We start from the raw sequence: 15,063 nt of genomic DNA, 5'->3' as shown, positions 1-15,063 counted from the left end.
GTGTAGACCGCCTAACGAGCATGATACAGGGGAAAACGGGTTTCAAAATCTGTTTGTCTGCGATTACTCCTAACCGAAATGCGGCCATCGTGCAGCTCAGTAATACTTTTTGTAATCGCAAGGCCTAGCCCGGTGCCTCCAGTTTCCTTGGAGCGTGATTTGTCCACCCGGTAAAACCGCTCAAACAAGTGCGGGACATCTTCCACAGGAATTGGGGTGCCGTAGTTGGTGCAGATTACCACCGCCTCGTCGTCTTCGCGTCCTATGGTGATATCGAGGCGTTTGCCGTCTTTTCCGTACCGAATAGCGTTAGAAAATAAATTTTCATACAGGCGTACCAGCTCGTCGGTATCGGCTAGAATCCGAACAGGCTCGACGATTCGGACACGGTAGGACATGTCCGCCTGTTCCAGCGAGGGTACAAATTCCTCAGCAAGCTGAGTGAGCAATTTGCCGAGATCTACAGGCTCCAGCTCCAGTGGCAGACTGCCACCGCTCACACGCGTGTATTCAAACAGCTCATCGAACAGCTTTTTAAGCGTCAATGACTTTTCATAAGCAATGTTCACATAATAGCGCAGCTCAATTTCATCCCGATAGCGGTCGTTTTCAATATATTCCAAAAAACCGATCACGGATGTTAGCGGGGTACGAAGATCATGAGATACGCCGGTGATCAGGTCGTTTTTGGCTTTGGCGGAAGCCCGTTCTTCTTCCAGTGAGAGACGGAGCTTGTCCGCCATGGTATTCATATTTTTCGCCAAGGTACCCAGCTCGTCCGCTGAAGAAACAGGAATCGAATAGGACAGATCTCCATCAGCAAACTCCTGCATCCCCGTCGTAATTTCCCGAAGGTAGCCAATCGTATTTTTGGTAAAGAGGAAAAAGAAATAGATATATGTAGGTAGCCCGCCCACCAGCATGATCAGTGGGGACCCAATATGATTCACGGTCCAGCGAATTAGACGAGTGCCAAAAAATGAACGGGAAGGGTTCAGCCATAGTAGCAAAGATGCTCCATAATAAAACATCATCAAAATCAGTCCGGTTAAAGTGAAGGCGGCAAGGCTAAGGGCTGCCAGCTTCCATCCCAATGTGTCATATCGTTTTGCCTTCAAGACGTGAATCCTCCATTAATCGAATTTTTCCATTTTGTAGCCGATTCCCCACACCGTTTTCAGGTATTTGGGTTTTCTCGGATCAGCCTCAATTTTCTCGCGAATTTTACGCACATGAACCATCAGAGTGTTGTTGGATTCCAGATATTGCTCCTTCCATACTTTTTCATAGATCTGCTCCATGCTCAGCACTTGACCACGATTACGTGCCAACAGCTCGACAGTGGCAAATTCACGCGGGGTCAGCTTAATGGATTCTCCGGCGAGAGTGACCTCATGCGTAGCAGAATTAATGGAGAGTTCATCCAGTATCATTTCATGCTCCAATGCAGGGGAGGAGTGGGTATATTTCCGTACTCTGCGCAGCTGGGATTTGATGCGTGCCACCAGCTCCAACGGGCTGAACGGCTTAGTGACATAATCATCGGCTCCAACGCTGAGTCCTGTGATTTTGTCCATGTCTTGTCCCTTCGCAGACAACATAATAATCGGAAAATGCTCGGTTTCTCTGATCTTCATGCAAGCTTCAACCCCGTCCATATGGGGCATCATCACATCAAGCACCATCACATCTATCGATTCCCGACTGACTTGCTCCAGCGCTTCCAGTCCGTCTCGTGCCATAAGCAGTCGATATCCTTCATTTTCCAAATAAATTTGCATCAGCTTAATAATTTCAGGTTCATCGTCTACTAATAAAATGGTTCCGTTATGCATGGTTGTGCACCCTTTCTGTTCTTTCCAGCAGTATACAATATGGGCGTATTATATACCTTTTTAAAGATGGAGGCTATGGACACTCATCTCAGTTCGCTTGCTTGGGGTCGTCAGCCTTTGGATAGTGCTGTTTCAGTTGAAGTAATACGGTTTTCTTGCTTGAATTGTCTTTTTTCTATTTCTGGTAGTTGACCGAACAAGATCCAAGCAAATGGCAGGAAACGGGAGATGATCGACACGACGAGCCAAGAGCAAAGAAGTGCAAAGAAAAAACCTCCGGCATACCACACATGAATAAGCTGCGGAGAACCGATATGTGGTGAAAACTGCCGATACAGGAGCAGGAAGAACGGATGAATCAGATACACACCAAAGGACAGTGTGCCCAGACGTTCCAGTTTGCGAGTCACAAAGGAATGTTGTCGTCTAAACATTAAAAAGGAAATCTGTAGTATTACCAGCGTGCTAGACAGGCTGTACATATTATACATAAGTTCAAAAACTAGCGAATTGTACGAGATTCCGTACATTCTATTTTCGTACCACATATAGACATGCATGGTGGCTGAAATCAGCCATAAAGCCCAAATTGCGATCCATGTCAACACACCGGCAACACTTCGTTCCCCCTTACGCATCAAAAACCACGTTCTCAGCTGTGGGTAGTAGTAACCGAGAGCAGCACCCAGCATGTAGCAGGCTATATAAGACAGTGCCCAACTGCCCTTATTTTGAACCTGAAATAGAAATTTATTTCCAATAACAAATGACCACTGTACCAACAGCCCAAGGACAATAGACCATTGTGGAAGTTGCCGACAACGCTGGAACAGCCACAGTACGAATGGAAATGCAAGATAGAATTGCATCATGATAAAAATATAATATAAATGAGTATACGCTTTGCCTGTGGCTAGCTTCAGAGCAAAGCTTTTCGCAAGTGTGATTATATTCCATGGTTCGGAGCTGCCAGCCATAAGGGACAGGATGAAATAAAATAGAGAGAACATGACGTAAGGTAAGAGGATGTACAGCAATCTCTGCTTATAAAAGCGGCTTAAGAGCTGTCGTCCCATCGGACGATCCTTGTAGTTGTAGAACAGTACCATGCTGCTAAGCGCGATAAATACGGGGGTTCCATACTTCATCAACACATTGAGCGCATTGTATACAACATAAAGACTGGAATTTGTAAGCTGAACCGTTGCATAAGAAGTGGCATGTACCATCAAGACGGCTAAAATCGCCATGGCTCTGACCAACTGCAATTCGGGAATTTTTTCTTTGGTCTTAGGCTTCATAAGCTTCATTTCCTTTCAGGAGTGAACTGTATCTTGTTGAACTCTTTCTATTAAAAGATAAAGTTCTTAACAACCCTGAAGAGAAGGGCTTAAGAAACGCTTATGAACTTCTTAACTTTTGTTAAGAATTGAGGATTTTGCAAAAATTCCATAAGCGACTTCCAATGAACAAGATATAGATTGAAATGGTTTAGTCCGTCTATATATGCACTTCGGAGCGACTGGAATCGAATTTTGCAAAATCCTGAATTAAAAAGAACTTCCATAGCCTCAAAATGAGTGGCATGGAAGTTCTTTTTTATACTCACGATCATTCGTTATTTGCAGCGTTTGATAGGTGCGCGTCTAATTTGTCCACGAATGGCACCGTTCGGATGACGGATGGTGTGGACATTGACGTAGGCATTGCCCTCTCTGATTTGGCACACCAAATCATAAATGGTTCTGCCTCTGAGCGGACCGGTAAGATCACATGCACGTAGCACACCGCTAACGACGCCTCTTCTAACGGTTATCCCAAATTTCGAAGGACCAAACAGTGTAGCAACAACAGGGCCATTTTCACCTCTTCGTCCCAGATGAATATGCGCTTCGGTTACCCGTGAGATATTGCGCACAGTCAGTTCAAAGCTTAATTGTTGGCTCGTTGGACGGTAACGAAATTCGGCTGTTCCTGTCGCATTTGTTCTGACAGGAGGCACTTCATTAGCCCCCCTTAAGGTGGCTCTAAACTTATTAGACATGACATCCCTCCTTTCCCAGTGTTGGTTTAGTGTATTCACAGGGCCAGGGAAAGGGCTGCACATTAGCCTATTCATCAGAAGTTGTGTGTTTTACAAGATATTCAGTCCAAGCACAAAACAAACTTTTTCATAGTCTATGAGTATCTGGTAGAGAGAGGAGGGGAAACCATGGGAACATTTATTGATGGGAGAACATCCCAAAACGCTTCGACAGCTAACTCTATTGCCATTCCGATCACTCTTTTAAATACGCCTCAATTGTTTGGGCAGATCGGATTAAACACACTGGGAGCTACAGGTACGCCACGGGTTCTGCTTAAAGGAACCATATCGCTTCAACTTCCGCTTGCTTTAGTAGGAATTACTATCACTATTGTAAGAGGTACTGTGGTAACTGACCCTGTTGTTTATTCGGCTACATCCACTTTTAGTTTGAGTTTATTAGCTCCACAGGTTATTGCGTTCTCAGCAGATGATTTCAATCCGCCGATTACGCCACAACTGGTGTACACTGCTTTTGTTTCTGCTAACCTGCTGGGTACAATACGTGTAGGTCCAGAGAGCTTTGACGGAATTTTGGTTGCGGATTAATGTAGTGATTTTGATATGAAGAAATATTGCTTCATAAAGCTTCGCAGTTGTAACTGCGAAGCTTTTTTGTGTACAAGTACAAGTTTTAGCTTAACGAATAAACTACTTTTCTTTTGCATAATAATCACATAGGCATAACCCTGCAACAATTGGTAGAATTTTATGTATGCGCTTACAAAAATAAAATATTCTTTGCTTCGTACAATTAAAAATCTGAAGGAGGAATGAAGAATGAAATGGAAAAAAGGATGGACTGGTATGCTTTTAGCAGCTTTTTTATGTGGTGCACCAGGTATGGGCATAGCTACGCCGGCACATGCATCCGCTGGCGAGTACAAGTTTGATTTTGGCGGAGGTACGGTCGAAACGGGTTATACCGGTGTGAGTGCTTCGCTGTCCTATGACTCAGCACGTGGATATGGCTTTCGTACCCCTGAGAATATGCGTAATGTCAGCGCTTCGGGGACTGGAGTGGCAAGTGATGCGGTACGGTTCCTGGCTACAGGTACGAAAAGCGAGAATACTTTTGACGTTGATCTTCCTCCTGGTTTGTATGAGGTGTCGGTTACTTTAGGAGATACCTCTCGTTCGAGTATTGCGGCTGAAGGGGTGTATCAGGTCATTAATATGACAGGGAATGGGGCCAAGGATCGCTTTCAAATTCCAGTGACAGACGGACAGCTAAATCTGCTGGTTACTGAAGGCAAAGAGGGCGCGGTCTTCACACTCAGTGCATTGGAAATCAAGCAATTATCTAGCAATCCGGTTACGAATCGAACGGTTTATATCGGTGGAGATTCTACGGTTTGTAACTATTATCCGCTAGATAGCAGCGTGCAGGCGGGATGGGGTCAACTGCTGCCAGAGTTTGTGAACACGAATACTTTTCAAATTCGCAATATGGCGTCAGGAGGCCAAATTGCTAGAGGCTTCCACCAGGACGGTCAGCTGGAGGCCATCGTCCAATATATCAAGCCGGGGGATTATTTTATTCTCCAATTGGGCATTAATGACACCAATCCAAAGCATAACGAAAGCGAAGCGGAGTTTAAGGACTGGATGCGGGATATGATCCGGCAGGTTAAGACCAAGGGGGCGACGGTAATCCTGTCAACTCCGCAAGGACGAGCCACTGACTTTAATGCTAACCATGTACACAACGCAGAAAACAGATGGTATAGAAGCGCTATTTTGGCGCTGGCTCAAGAGGAACAAACGCCTTTAGTCGATCTGAATGTTCTTAGCTCAGCTTATTTCACTTCTATTGGTAAAGACGCTACACTGGCCTTGTATATGAATGGCGATACACTCCATCCAAACTATGAAGGTGCAAGGGAACTGGCCCGATTGGTAGCACAGGATTTAAAAAGGCAGGGTCTGAGCGGATTCTAAATTTAAACGATGGGTTTTCCCCTGCTTCTTGCATTCGTAGGAGCAGGGGTTTTTAGCCTCTGTTCAGGGTGCTATAATTATTGAAAAAGCAATAGTAATACGGAGGAATTAGAACATGCAGCCTTTCACTGCCCGTGTGCTTCAAATTATACTGTTGATCCCTGAGGGAAAAGTAATGACTTACGGTCAAATTGCGGCAGAGGCCGGAAGCCCAAGAGGTGCCAGGCAGGTGGTGCGAATTTTGCATACATTGAGCCAAAAACACCGACTTCCTTGGCATAGAGTAGTCAACCGCTTGGGGGAGATTGCTTTGCAGGAGGATGAGTCCGCATCCCTGCAGCGTCTGTATTTGGAGGAGGAAGGCATACGTTTTAATGAAAGCGGGCGTATTCCACTAGATCAATATCTCTATGATCCTCAGGTGGAGATGGAAGAATAGGAATGGAACAAGCTATGCGGTTTTATATTAGGTTTGATCATCACAAAGATCCGGGACAAATCAATTATCGATTTGTCCCGGATTTTTTTACCTAGCATACGAAGCAGATAACTAGAGGTACTCTGTTATTTATAACATAAGATTCACTTGTCATTTTATCCGATAAGATGCTGCTGATCCCGTTGAGCAAGGTGAAAAGAAATGCTGTTCATCAGCGGTATATCGTTATTTTTCCGGGCTTCCCGGATCAGTTGTTTCTTTTTTTGTTCTGATTCACGTAAAAAGCGGGTCATCCACAAATCAGACGGTTCGTTAGTGGTTGTCATGCGAGATTCTTTTATCATCTATTAACCCTCCCAGTGAGCGGCTGTTATTCTTTCTCTAGTATATGTTCCAAACCTTAATAGATGCTGTTGGTTTCCTTAAAATTAGCTGAAAATTAGGTAAAGTTCAGGTGAAAATAGCTTGAATCAATGTCTCATTGGACGAAAAGTAGTATAAAGCGAGTAATCAGGAAGTAAAGGTTACAAAAATGTATTGTTTTGACACCTTGTACCAACATAAACCTGAAAGTACAATTAGAATGCAAAGAGTTCGTGGAAGTTTATGTCGAAAAAAATGGAAAAGATTCGGGGAATGAACCGAAAGGGGAGAGATTCATATATGAAGCAAAAAGCGGCTGCCGTGCTGCTTGTATTGTCCTTATCATCAGGCTTGGCCTCCACTATACAGGCTGAGAGTTTATCAGGAAATGTAGCATCAAGTACGTCGGTTAGTCCATCTACTGCGGCTACATCGAAGACATCATCCATAACGGGTCAGGCTTTACCTACATTGACACTCAAGCAGGCCGCGGAATGGGCACAAACGAACAGTTACAATACGCGTACCGCTGAACGGGATGTAGAGCGTCGCAGAATGGAACTGAAAAATGCAGAAAAGGATCTGGGCAATTCACCTGTTGACTTTATAGACAATGAGTATGTTGATGATGAAACGTCATGGAGAAATTACAGTTCCTCGACGCTATCTTATCTAGCCAGCAAAAAGCAGGCGCAGTTCGCCAAAGACCAGATTTATTTTAATGTGATGAAAAGCTATCAAAGTGTGTTCGTGGCAGAGAATCAAGTGAAAAATGATCTAGAAGCGCTTGAAATCGCCCAAGCGGAGGAAAAGATTGCTCTTGCCAAATTTGCGCGCGGTAAGCTGTCTGAGTATGCGAAAAACGAGAGTACACAGGCCAGAAGCCAGGCTCAGCAAACAGTAGAGCAGGGGAAAATTGCGTTGCAAAAATCCAGGGATGCTCTGAACTTCCTCATGGGACAGCCTAATGGAACAGCTTATGAATTGGTTGATCGGCCCGTGTACAAGGAACCGAAGAAGCTGGATATCGAAATACATATACAACAGCTGACAGACATGAATCCGAATTTATGGAAGCTGGAGGATAGTATCAAAACTTCGGAGCTCAATGTGAGATACTTCGATTTTAACAGCGGCGCAGGTGCTTACGATCTAGCTAAAATGGATGTCGATACAGCCAAAGAGGAGCTCGCCAAAGGTCAAAAGGATTTTGCCGAATCAATCCGCAATTTGTATGCCACGGTTAAGGAAAACCAAAAGAAATACGTACAACTGGAAGAAAGCTTGCGTACGGCAAAAGAGGCCTTGGAGTTATCACGCAAAAAGTGGGCCAGAGGTCTAATTATCGAGACGGAGTTGAAAAATAATCAGCTAAAAGTGAACCAGATTGAACGGCAAATGGAAGAGCTGGCGATCGAGTTGGATCAAAATGAGTATACGTTGAACAAGCCATGGAGCACATAGGGAGGAAAAGGCGTTGGCAGAAACGGTTTTAAATGATGCTTTAATCAAGTTACGGAAAAAACGGAGAAAAAAGTGGATATGGACTGCAATTGTTCTACTGGTTGTAGGTGGAGGCGGAGCGGCAGTATATCTGAATCTGCCCAAAGAGCAGGCGGCACCTTTAGTTCAGGATGAGACGCTTAAAGTAGAGCGCGGCGATGTGAGTGAGAAGCTGGACACGTCCGGCACTGTGCAAGCGTCCAAGGAAGTGAAGTTAAACTTCACGAGTGCAGGTGATAACAAGCTGGCAGCGGTAAATGTGAAAGCCGGGGACAAGGTGAAAAAAGGACAGGTGCTGGCTCTTCTGGACAGTTCAGAAATTAAAATGCAAATTCAGACTGCGTCTGATACTTTGGAAATGTCCAAAGCCAAGCTGGCTGAATTGGAAAAAGGTCCGAAGGCAGAGGACATTGAAATTCAGAAGACAAATGTACTTCGGGCCAAAATGGCTATCGATACAGCGCAAGAATCATTTGAATTGGAAGAAGCTGAAAGTCAGAAGAAAACTTCCCAAAAGCAGTTGGAACAGGCGCGAAAGGCATATGAAGACCAAAAATTTTTACATGATGCCGGGGCGGTGTCCAACAGTGAATTGGAGCAGGCAGAGCAAGCACTGGATAAAGCACAGACGGACTATGATGGTCTGGATCTGCAGTTCCGCAAAATCATGTCGCAAAAACGTCGCACTATTTCAGAAGCTGAAATCGGATATCGTACAGCAATGGCAGAGCTTCGCAAAATTCAGGTTCCTGCTGATGCATCCAATATTCAAGCTTCACGGATAGAGGTTCGAAGACAGGCGACGGAACTGGAGCAGAAGAAAAATGAATTGAACAAGCTTCAGGTCACAGCACCTTGGGACGGAGTGATCTTGAAGGTGAACGGGGATGTGGGGACCAGTCCGACCGCTCCATTCATTGTCATGAATAACTCGGATTCCAACGATCTTAAGGTAGTTGTAAAGGTAAGTCAGACCGACATTGTCAAAGTAAAGAAGGGTCTTTCAGCCGTGTTGACTACCAATGCCTATCCGGGTGAATCTTTTCCAGGGAAGGTGCAATTCGTCTCACCGGAAGCCTCTACGGATGAAGGGATGACGACGTATCTGATGGAACTGTCTGTCCATGACCCGAAAGGCAAGCTCAAAACGGGCATGATTATGAATGTGGCCGTTATTTTGGGAGTACACAAAAATGTACTGTTCGTACCTGCGACTGCGCTGAGATCCGAAGGGGGACAGGATGGCGTGTATGTTGCCGCCAATAACGCTGCGAATCCAGGGGCGCGCACATTCAAGCCCGTAGAACTCGGATTTTATACGCCAGATCGAGTCGAACTCAAGTCAGGTGTAAAGGAGGGTGACACGCTTATTGTGCCTGCTCCTGAACCTCCGCCGGATCCTTCCGCTATGGGCGGCATGCAGGGAGGCTTTTAAACGGGTATGAGATACGTCATTCAGATTGAGGATTTGAAAAAAGTGTACCAGGTCGGAGATCAGGAAATTCATGCCCTGCGTGAGGTACAACTTAATATTGCTGACGGTGATTTTGTTGCGATCATGGGACCGTCTGGATCAGGCAAGTCCACGATGATGAATGTCATCGGCTGTCTGGATTTACCTACATCGGGACAATTTTATTTGGATGGCTATTCGATATTAGATGCCCGCGAGGATGAACTGGCTATTATACGTAATCAGAAAATCGGATTTGTATTTCAAAAATTCCATTTGCTCCCGCGAGCAACGGCTTTGGAGAATGTGGAACTGCCTATGATCTATGCGGGTATTTCTGCCAAGGAGCGTCGTTTGCGGGCAATGGAAGCCCTCACTAGCGTAGGTCTAGGCGATCGGATGAACAATAGGCCGAACGAATTGTCAGGCGGTCAGCAGCAGCGGGTATCCATTGCGCGCGCACTTGTGAACAATCCGGTTATTCTCTTGGCGGATGAACCGACAGGCGCATTGGACTCCAAAACAAGTGTTGAAATAATGGGGATTTTTCAGCGTCTGAATGATCAGGGGAAAACGGTTGTATTGGTTACTCATGATCAGGAGGTTGCGGAATACGCCAAGCGTCTGATTCATTTTCGAGATGGGCGGATTGAAGAGGATCAGCCTGTTGGGAAACGAAGAATGGCGGCAGAGGAAGTGAAGGCATGAAGTTTAAGGAAATTATCCGTGTATCGCTCAACAGTTTGCGTACCAATATGCTGCGATCTTTGCTGACCATGGTGGGCATTATTATCGGAGTAGCCGCTGTGATTATGATTGTAGCCATCGGTAAAGGATCAACGGCTACGATTACATCTCAGATCAACAGTATGGGAAATAATCTGCTGATGATCTATCCTTATGCTCCATATGATGGGTCCAGCTCCATGTCGTTCAGTCAGACGAAAGGAATATCTCTGGAAGATATCGATGCACTAGAGCAGCAAAAAGCAGTAGCAGAGGTAGCACCAAGTGCCATGACCAATGCAGATATTACGTGGAGCCGCAATAAGGTCAGCGGGCAAATTGAGGGAACTTCGCTGGCATTTGTCCATGTGAGAAAGCTGTCGCTAGCTCAAGGTAGGTCCTTTACCCACTATGAAGTGGATAAACGAATGAATGTGGCTGTGCTTGGGAGTGATGCGGCCCGTAATATTTTTGGTCCGGATGCCTCCAGAGCGGTCGGTGAGACGATCATGATCAAACAGCTTCCTTTTAAGGTGGTTGGTGTGCTGGCAAATTCCAATTCCAATATGAGTAACAGTGGTCAGCAGGTATATGTACCGATTACAACGGGGATGGAACGGCTAGGCAATATGAGTATTCAGCAGGTGAACGCCTCCGCAACAACAGAGGAGAAGATTAGTCAGGCAAGTGCTGAAATTCGGCAGGTGCTACGTGTCAGACATGAGCTAAAGCCATCAGAGGGTGATGATTTTCAGATTATGACCCAGACGGAAATCTTAAAAACAGTGTCCGGGGTTGATCGGATTATGAATATGTTGCTGGCCGGTGTAGCTGCAATTGCGCTTGGCGTTGGTGGTGTCGGCATTATGAATATTATGCTGGTGTCCGTTACGGAACGCACAAGGGAGATCGGGATTCGCAAAGCGATTGGTGCGCAGCGCAGTGATATTATGTTGCAGTTTGTGGCTGAGGCTGTTTTTCTCAGTCTGATGGGTGGGCTGGTCGGCGTAATGGTGGGTCTCGGAGGTGCAAAGCTGCTCGAGAAATTCGTCCAAATGCCGATTGTGTATTCGATAGAGCCCGTGCTGTACTCTTTTCTGTGCTGTATGGCAGTCGGGGTGTTGTTCGGAGTATATCCGGCGCGGAAGGCGTCGAAGCTACGTCCGATTGATGCTTTAAGATACGAATAAGGGAGCGGGTATTTCGCCTTACTCGAAAGAGCAGGGTGTAAGTACCCGTTTTTTGTGTGTAATAAGTGTTTTAAATGATGGAAAGACATGAATAAACACTTTAGTTTTATATATATGATGTTTTATATGATTTTTAAGGTTGATTTATTGTTATATATGACGTATTATATTCAATATCAGATCGAAAGAAAAAAGGAGGGACGTTCATCATCGACCTTACGGCAAGACAAGTAGAAATTTTAAACATTGTACAAAAGCATGCCCCGATTACTGGGGATCAGATTGCGGAAATGCTTAATCTCAGCAAGGCGACCATTCGGACCGACCTATCCAAATTGGGCATTCTGAATTACATAGATGCAAAGCCCAAGGTCGGATATTTTGTTGGTAAGCGGGGCACGCCAAACCGGGAGGAAAAATTCCGGCTGTTGCAAATGAAGGTCGGCGATCTTCATGGGGTTCCAGTCATCGTACGTGAAACAACCACGATTCAGGAAGCTGTAGTGGCTCTCTTTTTGGAAAATGTGAGCAATTTGATCGTCACCGATGAAGACGGAGATTTGGCAGGGGTGGCTTCCCGCAAGGATTTGCTCAAGGTAACGTTAGGCAATCCCAATGCAGCAACCATTCCTGTCAGCCTTGTGATGACCCGACAGGCGAATGTTGTCACCGTTTCCCCAGAGGATACAGTATTAGAGGCAGCGCGCAAAATTATTGCCCGTCAAATCGACAGCCTGCCTGTCGTCGTCCCTTCCGACTCCGACAAACCAGGGGAGCATTGGAAAGTCGTGGGACGCATTACAAAAACGAATATTATTAAAATGTTGCTCGATATGGTAGCAGAGGATTAATGGGAGGAATCGAATGGTTCAGGCGAGCAGTCATTTTATAGCGATCTGTTCAGACTCGATTGGCGAAACGGCAGAAGCTGTCGTACAGGCGACCATGCGCCAATTTGAGTTACCAGACACAGAGATCAAAAGATTTATGAACGTGAGGGATGAAGACGAGCTGAGCCGGGTGATGGAGGAAGTTGCCGAGCGTAAAGGCTTTGTAGCTTATACGCTGGTGCAGCCGGAATTGAGAGAGGCGATGAAAGAGGAGGCTGTCCGGCTGAATGTGCGGGCTGTGGACATTATGGGACCGATGATGCAGGCGTTTGCCGATACGTTCCATGACGATCCCAAAGAGAAGCCTGGTCTGCTACATCGACTGGACGACAACTATTTTCGCCGTGTAGAGGCCTTGGATTTTGCGGTTCAATACGATGATGGCAAAGATGTGAGCGCCATTCTTAAAGCGGATATTGTATTGCTGGGGGTATCCCGTATTTCCAAAACCCCTTTATCCATGTTTCTCGCGCATAAAGGTTATAAAACGGTCAACATACCGGTTGTACCAGAGCTGACACCGCCTGTTCAGTTGAAGGATGTTCAGCGTGGTCGAGTGTTCGGATTAACGATCGAGCCAGAGTTACTGTTAAAAATACGCAGTGAGCGACTAAAGGTTATGGGGCTTCCTAATAATGTGCAGTATGCTACAGCGACGAGGGTGGAAGAGGAAATAGCGTATGCGCAGTCTTTGTTTAAAGAGCTGAATTGTCCGGTTATTGATGTTACAGATAAGGCGATTGAAGAGACGGCAGGTTTGATTATCAGAATGTTATAGAGCCTAGTAGCTGGTCATATAACTAAAAATTAAAATCGTAGGATATAGGAGTTTAATAGATAAATAGAAAGATTGCAGTAAAACTGCCCTAAATAATTCATTTGCTTAAGGGTAACAATTATTTTTAGGAGAGGTGGAGGGATAGGTATGGAGAGTCAAATGGCTTTGGAATTCGTTCGGGTAACAGAGGCAGCGGCACTGCAATCAGCACAATGGACAGGGCGTGGAGATAAGAATAGCGCGGACGAGGCGGCTACGGTAGCCATCCGCACTCATTTTAATGCGGTATCCATGGACGGCACGGTCGTCATTGGCGAAGGCGAAATGGATGAGGCTCCCATGCTGTATATCGGAGAAAGAGTAGGCAATCGTAGAGGACCGGCTATGGACATCGCTGTCGATCCACTAGAGGGAACCGAAACAGTAGCAAATGGTTTGAATAACGCTCTGTCGGTCATTGCTGCTGCACCTCGTGGTAGTCTACTCCACGCTCCAGATATGTACATGCAAAAAATGGCCGTTGGCCCAGCATTGGCTGGAAAGCTGTCACTTGAGGACCCAATCCCAACTACATTGTCAAAAGCTGCACGAGTACTCGGTAAATCCTTGTCTGATCTTACCGTGTCCATTCTGGATCGTACACGGCACGCCGGGATCATCAAGCTTCTGCGGGAAAGCGGCGTTCGAATCAAATTGCTTGGCCATGGGGATGTGATGGGCGCGATTGAAACATGCCTGGATAGCGGTGTGGATTTGCATATCGGTTCTGGTGGCGCTCCTGAGGGTGTATTGGCCGCTGCAGCGCTGAAATGCATGGGCGGAGAAATTCAGGGTCGTCTGCTGCCTCATGGTGAAGAAGAGATTGAGCGTTGCAAACGTATGGGCATTACTGACCCCGGTGCGTTGCTTTCCATGGATGATATGGTCGGACGCCAAGGCGTGATGTTTGTGGCTACAGGTGTGACACCTGGAGAGTGGTTGCAGGGGGTTCGTTCTCTTCCCGGTCACAGAGCGGAAACTCATTCAGTCGTAATGCACTCGGAAACAAAAACGATTCGCTTCGTGCGGAGTATTCATCATACAGCTGATTCTTCCGGTACGCTTGCGGTAGCGGCATCCTCTTGAACATTAAAGTCATGGCTTCCTAAATCTGTCCCCACAGTAGGCAAAAGGTTCTTCTTAACCTTGCATCGTCCAGAGGTGAACTCAAAGTAGGAGTTGCGTATGCTGTAAACACAATACGGAGATTAAGTTTATCGTTTAACAAACGAGGAACGATAGTTCAATAAAACAGCGGTATCTAGGACTCGTCTAAAGATACCGCTGTTTTTCATATTTCGGGATCAATCTAACTGTCATAGAGCAGATGAAGTTATCAACTCTTTATTTTTGCCATAACTAATTGACAAAGCAAATCCTTATGTAAAATTAGAATAACACAGATTTAAGTAATACTTCCGCCTATTGGCATTATGAATTACTTTGGTGTTTATCTATAGTTGTCTATTAAAAGGAATTAATTGCAAGTAGAATTAATTTGGTATACGTGTTAAATTATTAGTCCAGCCGATAAAACAAGATCAAAGAATTTTAATAAGTTTGAACAAGCTGGAAATTTTCACATGTATACTTAATTGCTTTAAATTGATATATTGTTAATCCAGCCCGAAAATGATTATTAAAAATATGGGTTGGATGAATCGCCTGGAATTATTTACAGGTTGAACAAATTAGACGAAAATGTTATATTATTATTCTGGCTCAAATAAAGCCGCGTGAAAATTTGATCTTTGAAAACTGAACAACGAGTGAGTACGGATTTTGTTTACAAAATCCAACGCTGAGATTTTGGTACATGC

15 protein-coding genes are annotated in these 15,063 nt (G+C 45.3%); 10 read left to right on the top strand and 5 right to left on the bottom strand.

The features are described 5' to 3' along the window. Positions 1–11: 11 nt before the first annotated feature. The 4 genes from G9G54_RS00075 to G9G54_RS00060 form a co-directional block, all read right to left on the bottom strand. Entirely contained in the window at positions 12–1,118 is a 1,107-nt protein-coding gene (locus tag G9G54_RS00075; RefSeq protein ID WP_165175393.1) for a sensor histidine kinase, read from the bottom strand. A 15-nt stretch (positions 1,119–1,133) separates the two neighbouring features. Then, entirely contained in the window at positions 1,134–1,835 is a 702-nt protein-coding gene (locus tag G9G54_RS00070; protein WP_165175391.1) for a response regulator transcription factor, read from the bottom strand. A 110-nt stretch (positions 1,836–1,945) separates the two neighbouring features. Then, positions 1,946–3,136, bottom strand: a complete 1,191-nt coding sequence (locus G9G54_RS00065; protein WP_076294833.1) for an acyltransferase — start codon at positions 3,134–3,136, stop codon at positions 1,946–1,948. A gap of 317 nt (positions 3,137–3,453) precedes the next feature. Then, positions 3,454–3,879, bottom strand: a complete 426-nt coding sequence (locus tag G9G54_RS00060) for a CHRD domain-containing protein (RefSeq protein WP_023988435.1) — start codon at positions 3,877–3,879, stop codon at positions 3,454–3,456. A 168-nt stretch (positions 3,880–4,047) separates the two neighbouring features. Between G9G54_RS00060 and G9G54_RS00055 the strand changes: the two genes are divergently transcribed. The 3 genes from G9G54_RS00055 to G9G54_RS00045 all read left to right on the top strand — a co-directional run bounded on the left by G9G54_RS00055 (position 4,048) and on the right by G9G54_RS00045 (position 6,301). Further along, the gene (locus G9G54_RS00055; RefSeq protein WP_165175389.1) at positions 4,048–4,470 is read left to right on the top strand and encodes a hypothetical protein; all 423 of its coding nucleotides are present in this window, start codon (positions 4,048–4,050) and stop codon (positions 4,468–4,470) included. Between the two features lie 294 nt (positions 4,471–4,764). Further along, complete coding sequence (locus G9G54_RS00050) at positions 4,765–5,862, top strand: rhamnogalacturonan acetylesterase (protein WP_238807766.1); 1,098 nt, start codon at positions 4,765–4,767, stop codon at positions 5,860–5,862. Between the two features lie 115 nt (positions 5,863–5,977). Beyond that, the gene (locus G9G54_RS00045) at positions 5,978–6,301 is read left to right on the top strand and encodes an MGMT family protein (protein WP_165175385.1); all 324 of its coding nucleotides are present in this window, start codon (positions 5,978–5,980) and stop codon (positions 6,299–6,301) included. Positions 6,302–6,456: 155 nt separating this feature from the next. On the opposite strand, the gene G9G54_RS00040 is transcribed toward G9G54_RS00045, so the two are convergent. Then, complete coding sequence (locus G9G54_RS00040) at positions 6,457–6,645, bottom strand: hypothetical protein (protein ID WP_013370989.1); 189 nt, start codon at positions 6,643–6,645, stop codon at positions 6,457–6,459. 319 nt (positions 6,646–6,964) lie between these two features. On the opposite strand from G9G54_RS00040, the gene G9G54_RS00035 reads away from it, so the two are divergent. The 7 genes from G9G54_RS00035 (at position 6,965) to glpX (ending at position 14,329) form a co-directional block, all read left to right on the top strand. Beyond that, positions 6,965–8,128 (top strand): TolC family protein, encoded by a 1,164-nt coding sequence (locus G9G54_RS00035; RefSeq protein ID WP_165175383.1) that lies wholly within the window; start codon positions 6,965–6,967, stop codon positions 8,126–8,128. Between the two features lie 13 nt (positions 8,129–8,141). After that, positions 8,142–9,602, top strand: a complete 1,461-nt coding sequence (locus G9G54_RS00030; protein WP_165175381.1) for an efflux RND transporter periplasmic adaptor subunit — start codon at positions 8,142–8,144, stop codon at positions 9,600–9,602. Between the two features lie 6 nt (positions 9,603–9,608). Continuing rightward, positions 9,609–10,328 (top strand): ABC transporter ATP-binding protein, encoded by a 720-nt coding sequence (locus G9G54_RS00025; protein ID WP_165175379.1) that lies wholly within the window; start codon positions 9,609–9,611, stop codon positions 10,326–10,328. Beyond that, complete coding sequence (locus tag G9G54_RS00020; protein WP_165175377.1) at positions 10,325–11,536, top strand: ABC transporter permease; 1,212 nt, start codon at positions 10,325–10,327, stop codon at positions 11,534–11,536. Before G9G54_RS00025 ends, G9G54_RS00020 begins: the two co-directional genes overlap by 4 nt. A 236-nt stretch (positions 11,537–11,772) precedes the next feature. Continuing rightward, entirely contained in the window at positions 11,773–12,387 is a 615-nt protein-coding gene (locus G9G54_RS00015) for a helix-turn-helix transcriptional regulator (protein WP_223822107.1), read from the top strand. 13 nt (positions 12,388–12,400) lie between these two features. Then, positions 12,401–13,204, top strand: coding sequence for a pyruvate, water dikinase regulatory protein (locus tag G9G54_RS00010; protein WP_069291845.1), 804 nt, complete (start codon positions 12,401–12,403; stop codon positions 13,202–13,204). Between the two features lie 147 nt (positions 13,205–13,351). Continuing rightward, on the top strand, positions 13,352–14,329 hold the full coding sequence (glpX, locus tag G9G54_RS00005) for a class II fructose-bisphosphatase (protein WP_013310165.1): 978 nt from the start codon (positions 13,352–13,354) through the stop codon (positions 14,327–14,329). The last annotated feature ends 734 nt before the right edge of the window (positions 14,330–15,063 follow it).

This window comes from Paenibacillus sp. EKM212P (assembly GCF_011066115.1).
Taxonomy (GTDB): Bacteria; Bacillota; Bacilli; order Paenibacillales; family Paenibacillaceae; genus Paenibacillus; species Paenibacillus polymyxa_B.
The sequence above is the reverse complement of the archived record's forward strand: the minus strand, read 5'-3'. Positions and strand labels throughout refer to the sequence as shown.

Bases quoted from the DNA above. Each gene is read 5' to 3' on its own strand.
- G9G54_RS00070 (WP_165175391.1), bottom strand. From the start codon at position 1,835: ATGCATAACGGAACCATTTTATTAGTAGACGATGAACCTGAAATTATT.
- G9G54_RS00065 (WP_076294833.1), bottom strand. From the start codon at position 3,136: ATGAAGCCTAAGACCAAAGAAAAAATTCCCGAATTGCAGTTGGTCAGA.
- G9G54_RS00060 (WP_023988435.1), bottom strand. From the start codon at position 3,879: ATGTCTAATAAGTTTAGAGCCACCTTAAGGGGGGCTAATGAAGTGCCT.
- G9G54_RS00055 (WP_165175389.1), top strand. From the start codon at position 4,048: ATGGGAACATTTATTGATGGGAGAACATCCCAAAACGCTTCGACAGCT.
- G9G54_RS00050 (WP_238807766.1), top strand. From the start codon at position 4,765: ATGGGCATAGCTACGCCGGCACATGCATCCGCTGGCGAGTACAAGTTT.
- G9G54_RS00045 (WP_165175385.1), top strand. From the start codon at position 5,978: ATGCAGCCTTTCACTGCCCGTGTGCTTCAAATTATACTGTTGATCCCT.
- G9G54_RS00040 (WP_013370989.1), bottom strand. From the start codon at position 6,645: ATGATAAAAGAATCTCGCATGACAACCACTAACGAACCGTCTGATTTG.
- G9G54_RS00035 (WP_165175383.1), top strand. From the start codon at position 6,965: ATGAAGCAAAAAGCGGCTGCCGTGCTGCTTGTATTGTCCTTATCATCA.
- G9G54_RS00025 (WP_165175379.1), top strand. From the start codon at position 9,609: ATGAGATACGTCATTCAGATTGAGGATTTGAAAAAAGTGTACCAGGTC.
- G9G54_RS00020 (WP_165175377.1), top strand. From the start codon at position 10,325: ATGAAGTTTAAGGAAATTATCCGTGTATCGCTCAACAGTTTGCGTACC.
- G9G54_RS00010 (WP_069291845.1), top strand. From the start codon at position 12,401: ATGGTTCAGGCGAGCAGTCATTTTATAGCGATCTGTTCAGACTCGATT.
- glpX (WP_013310165.1), top strand. From the start codon at position 13,352: ATGGAGAGTCAAATGGCTTTGGAATTCGTTCGGGTAACAGAGGCAGCG.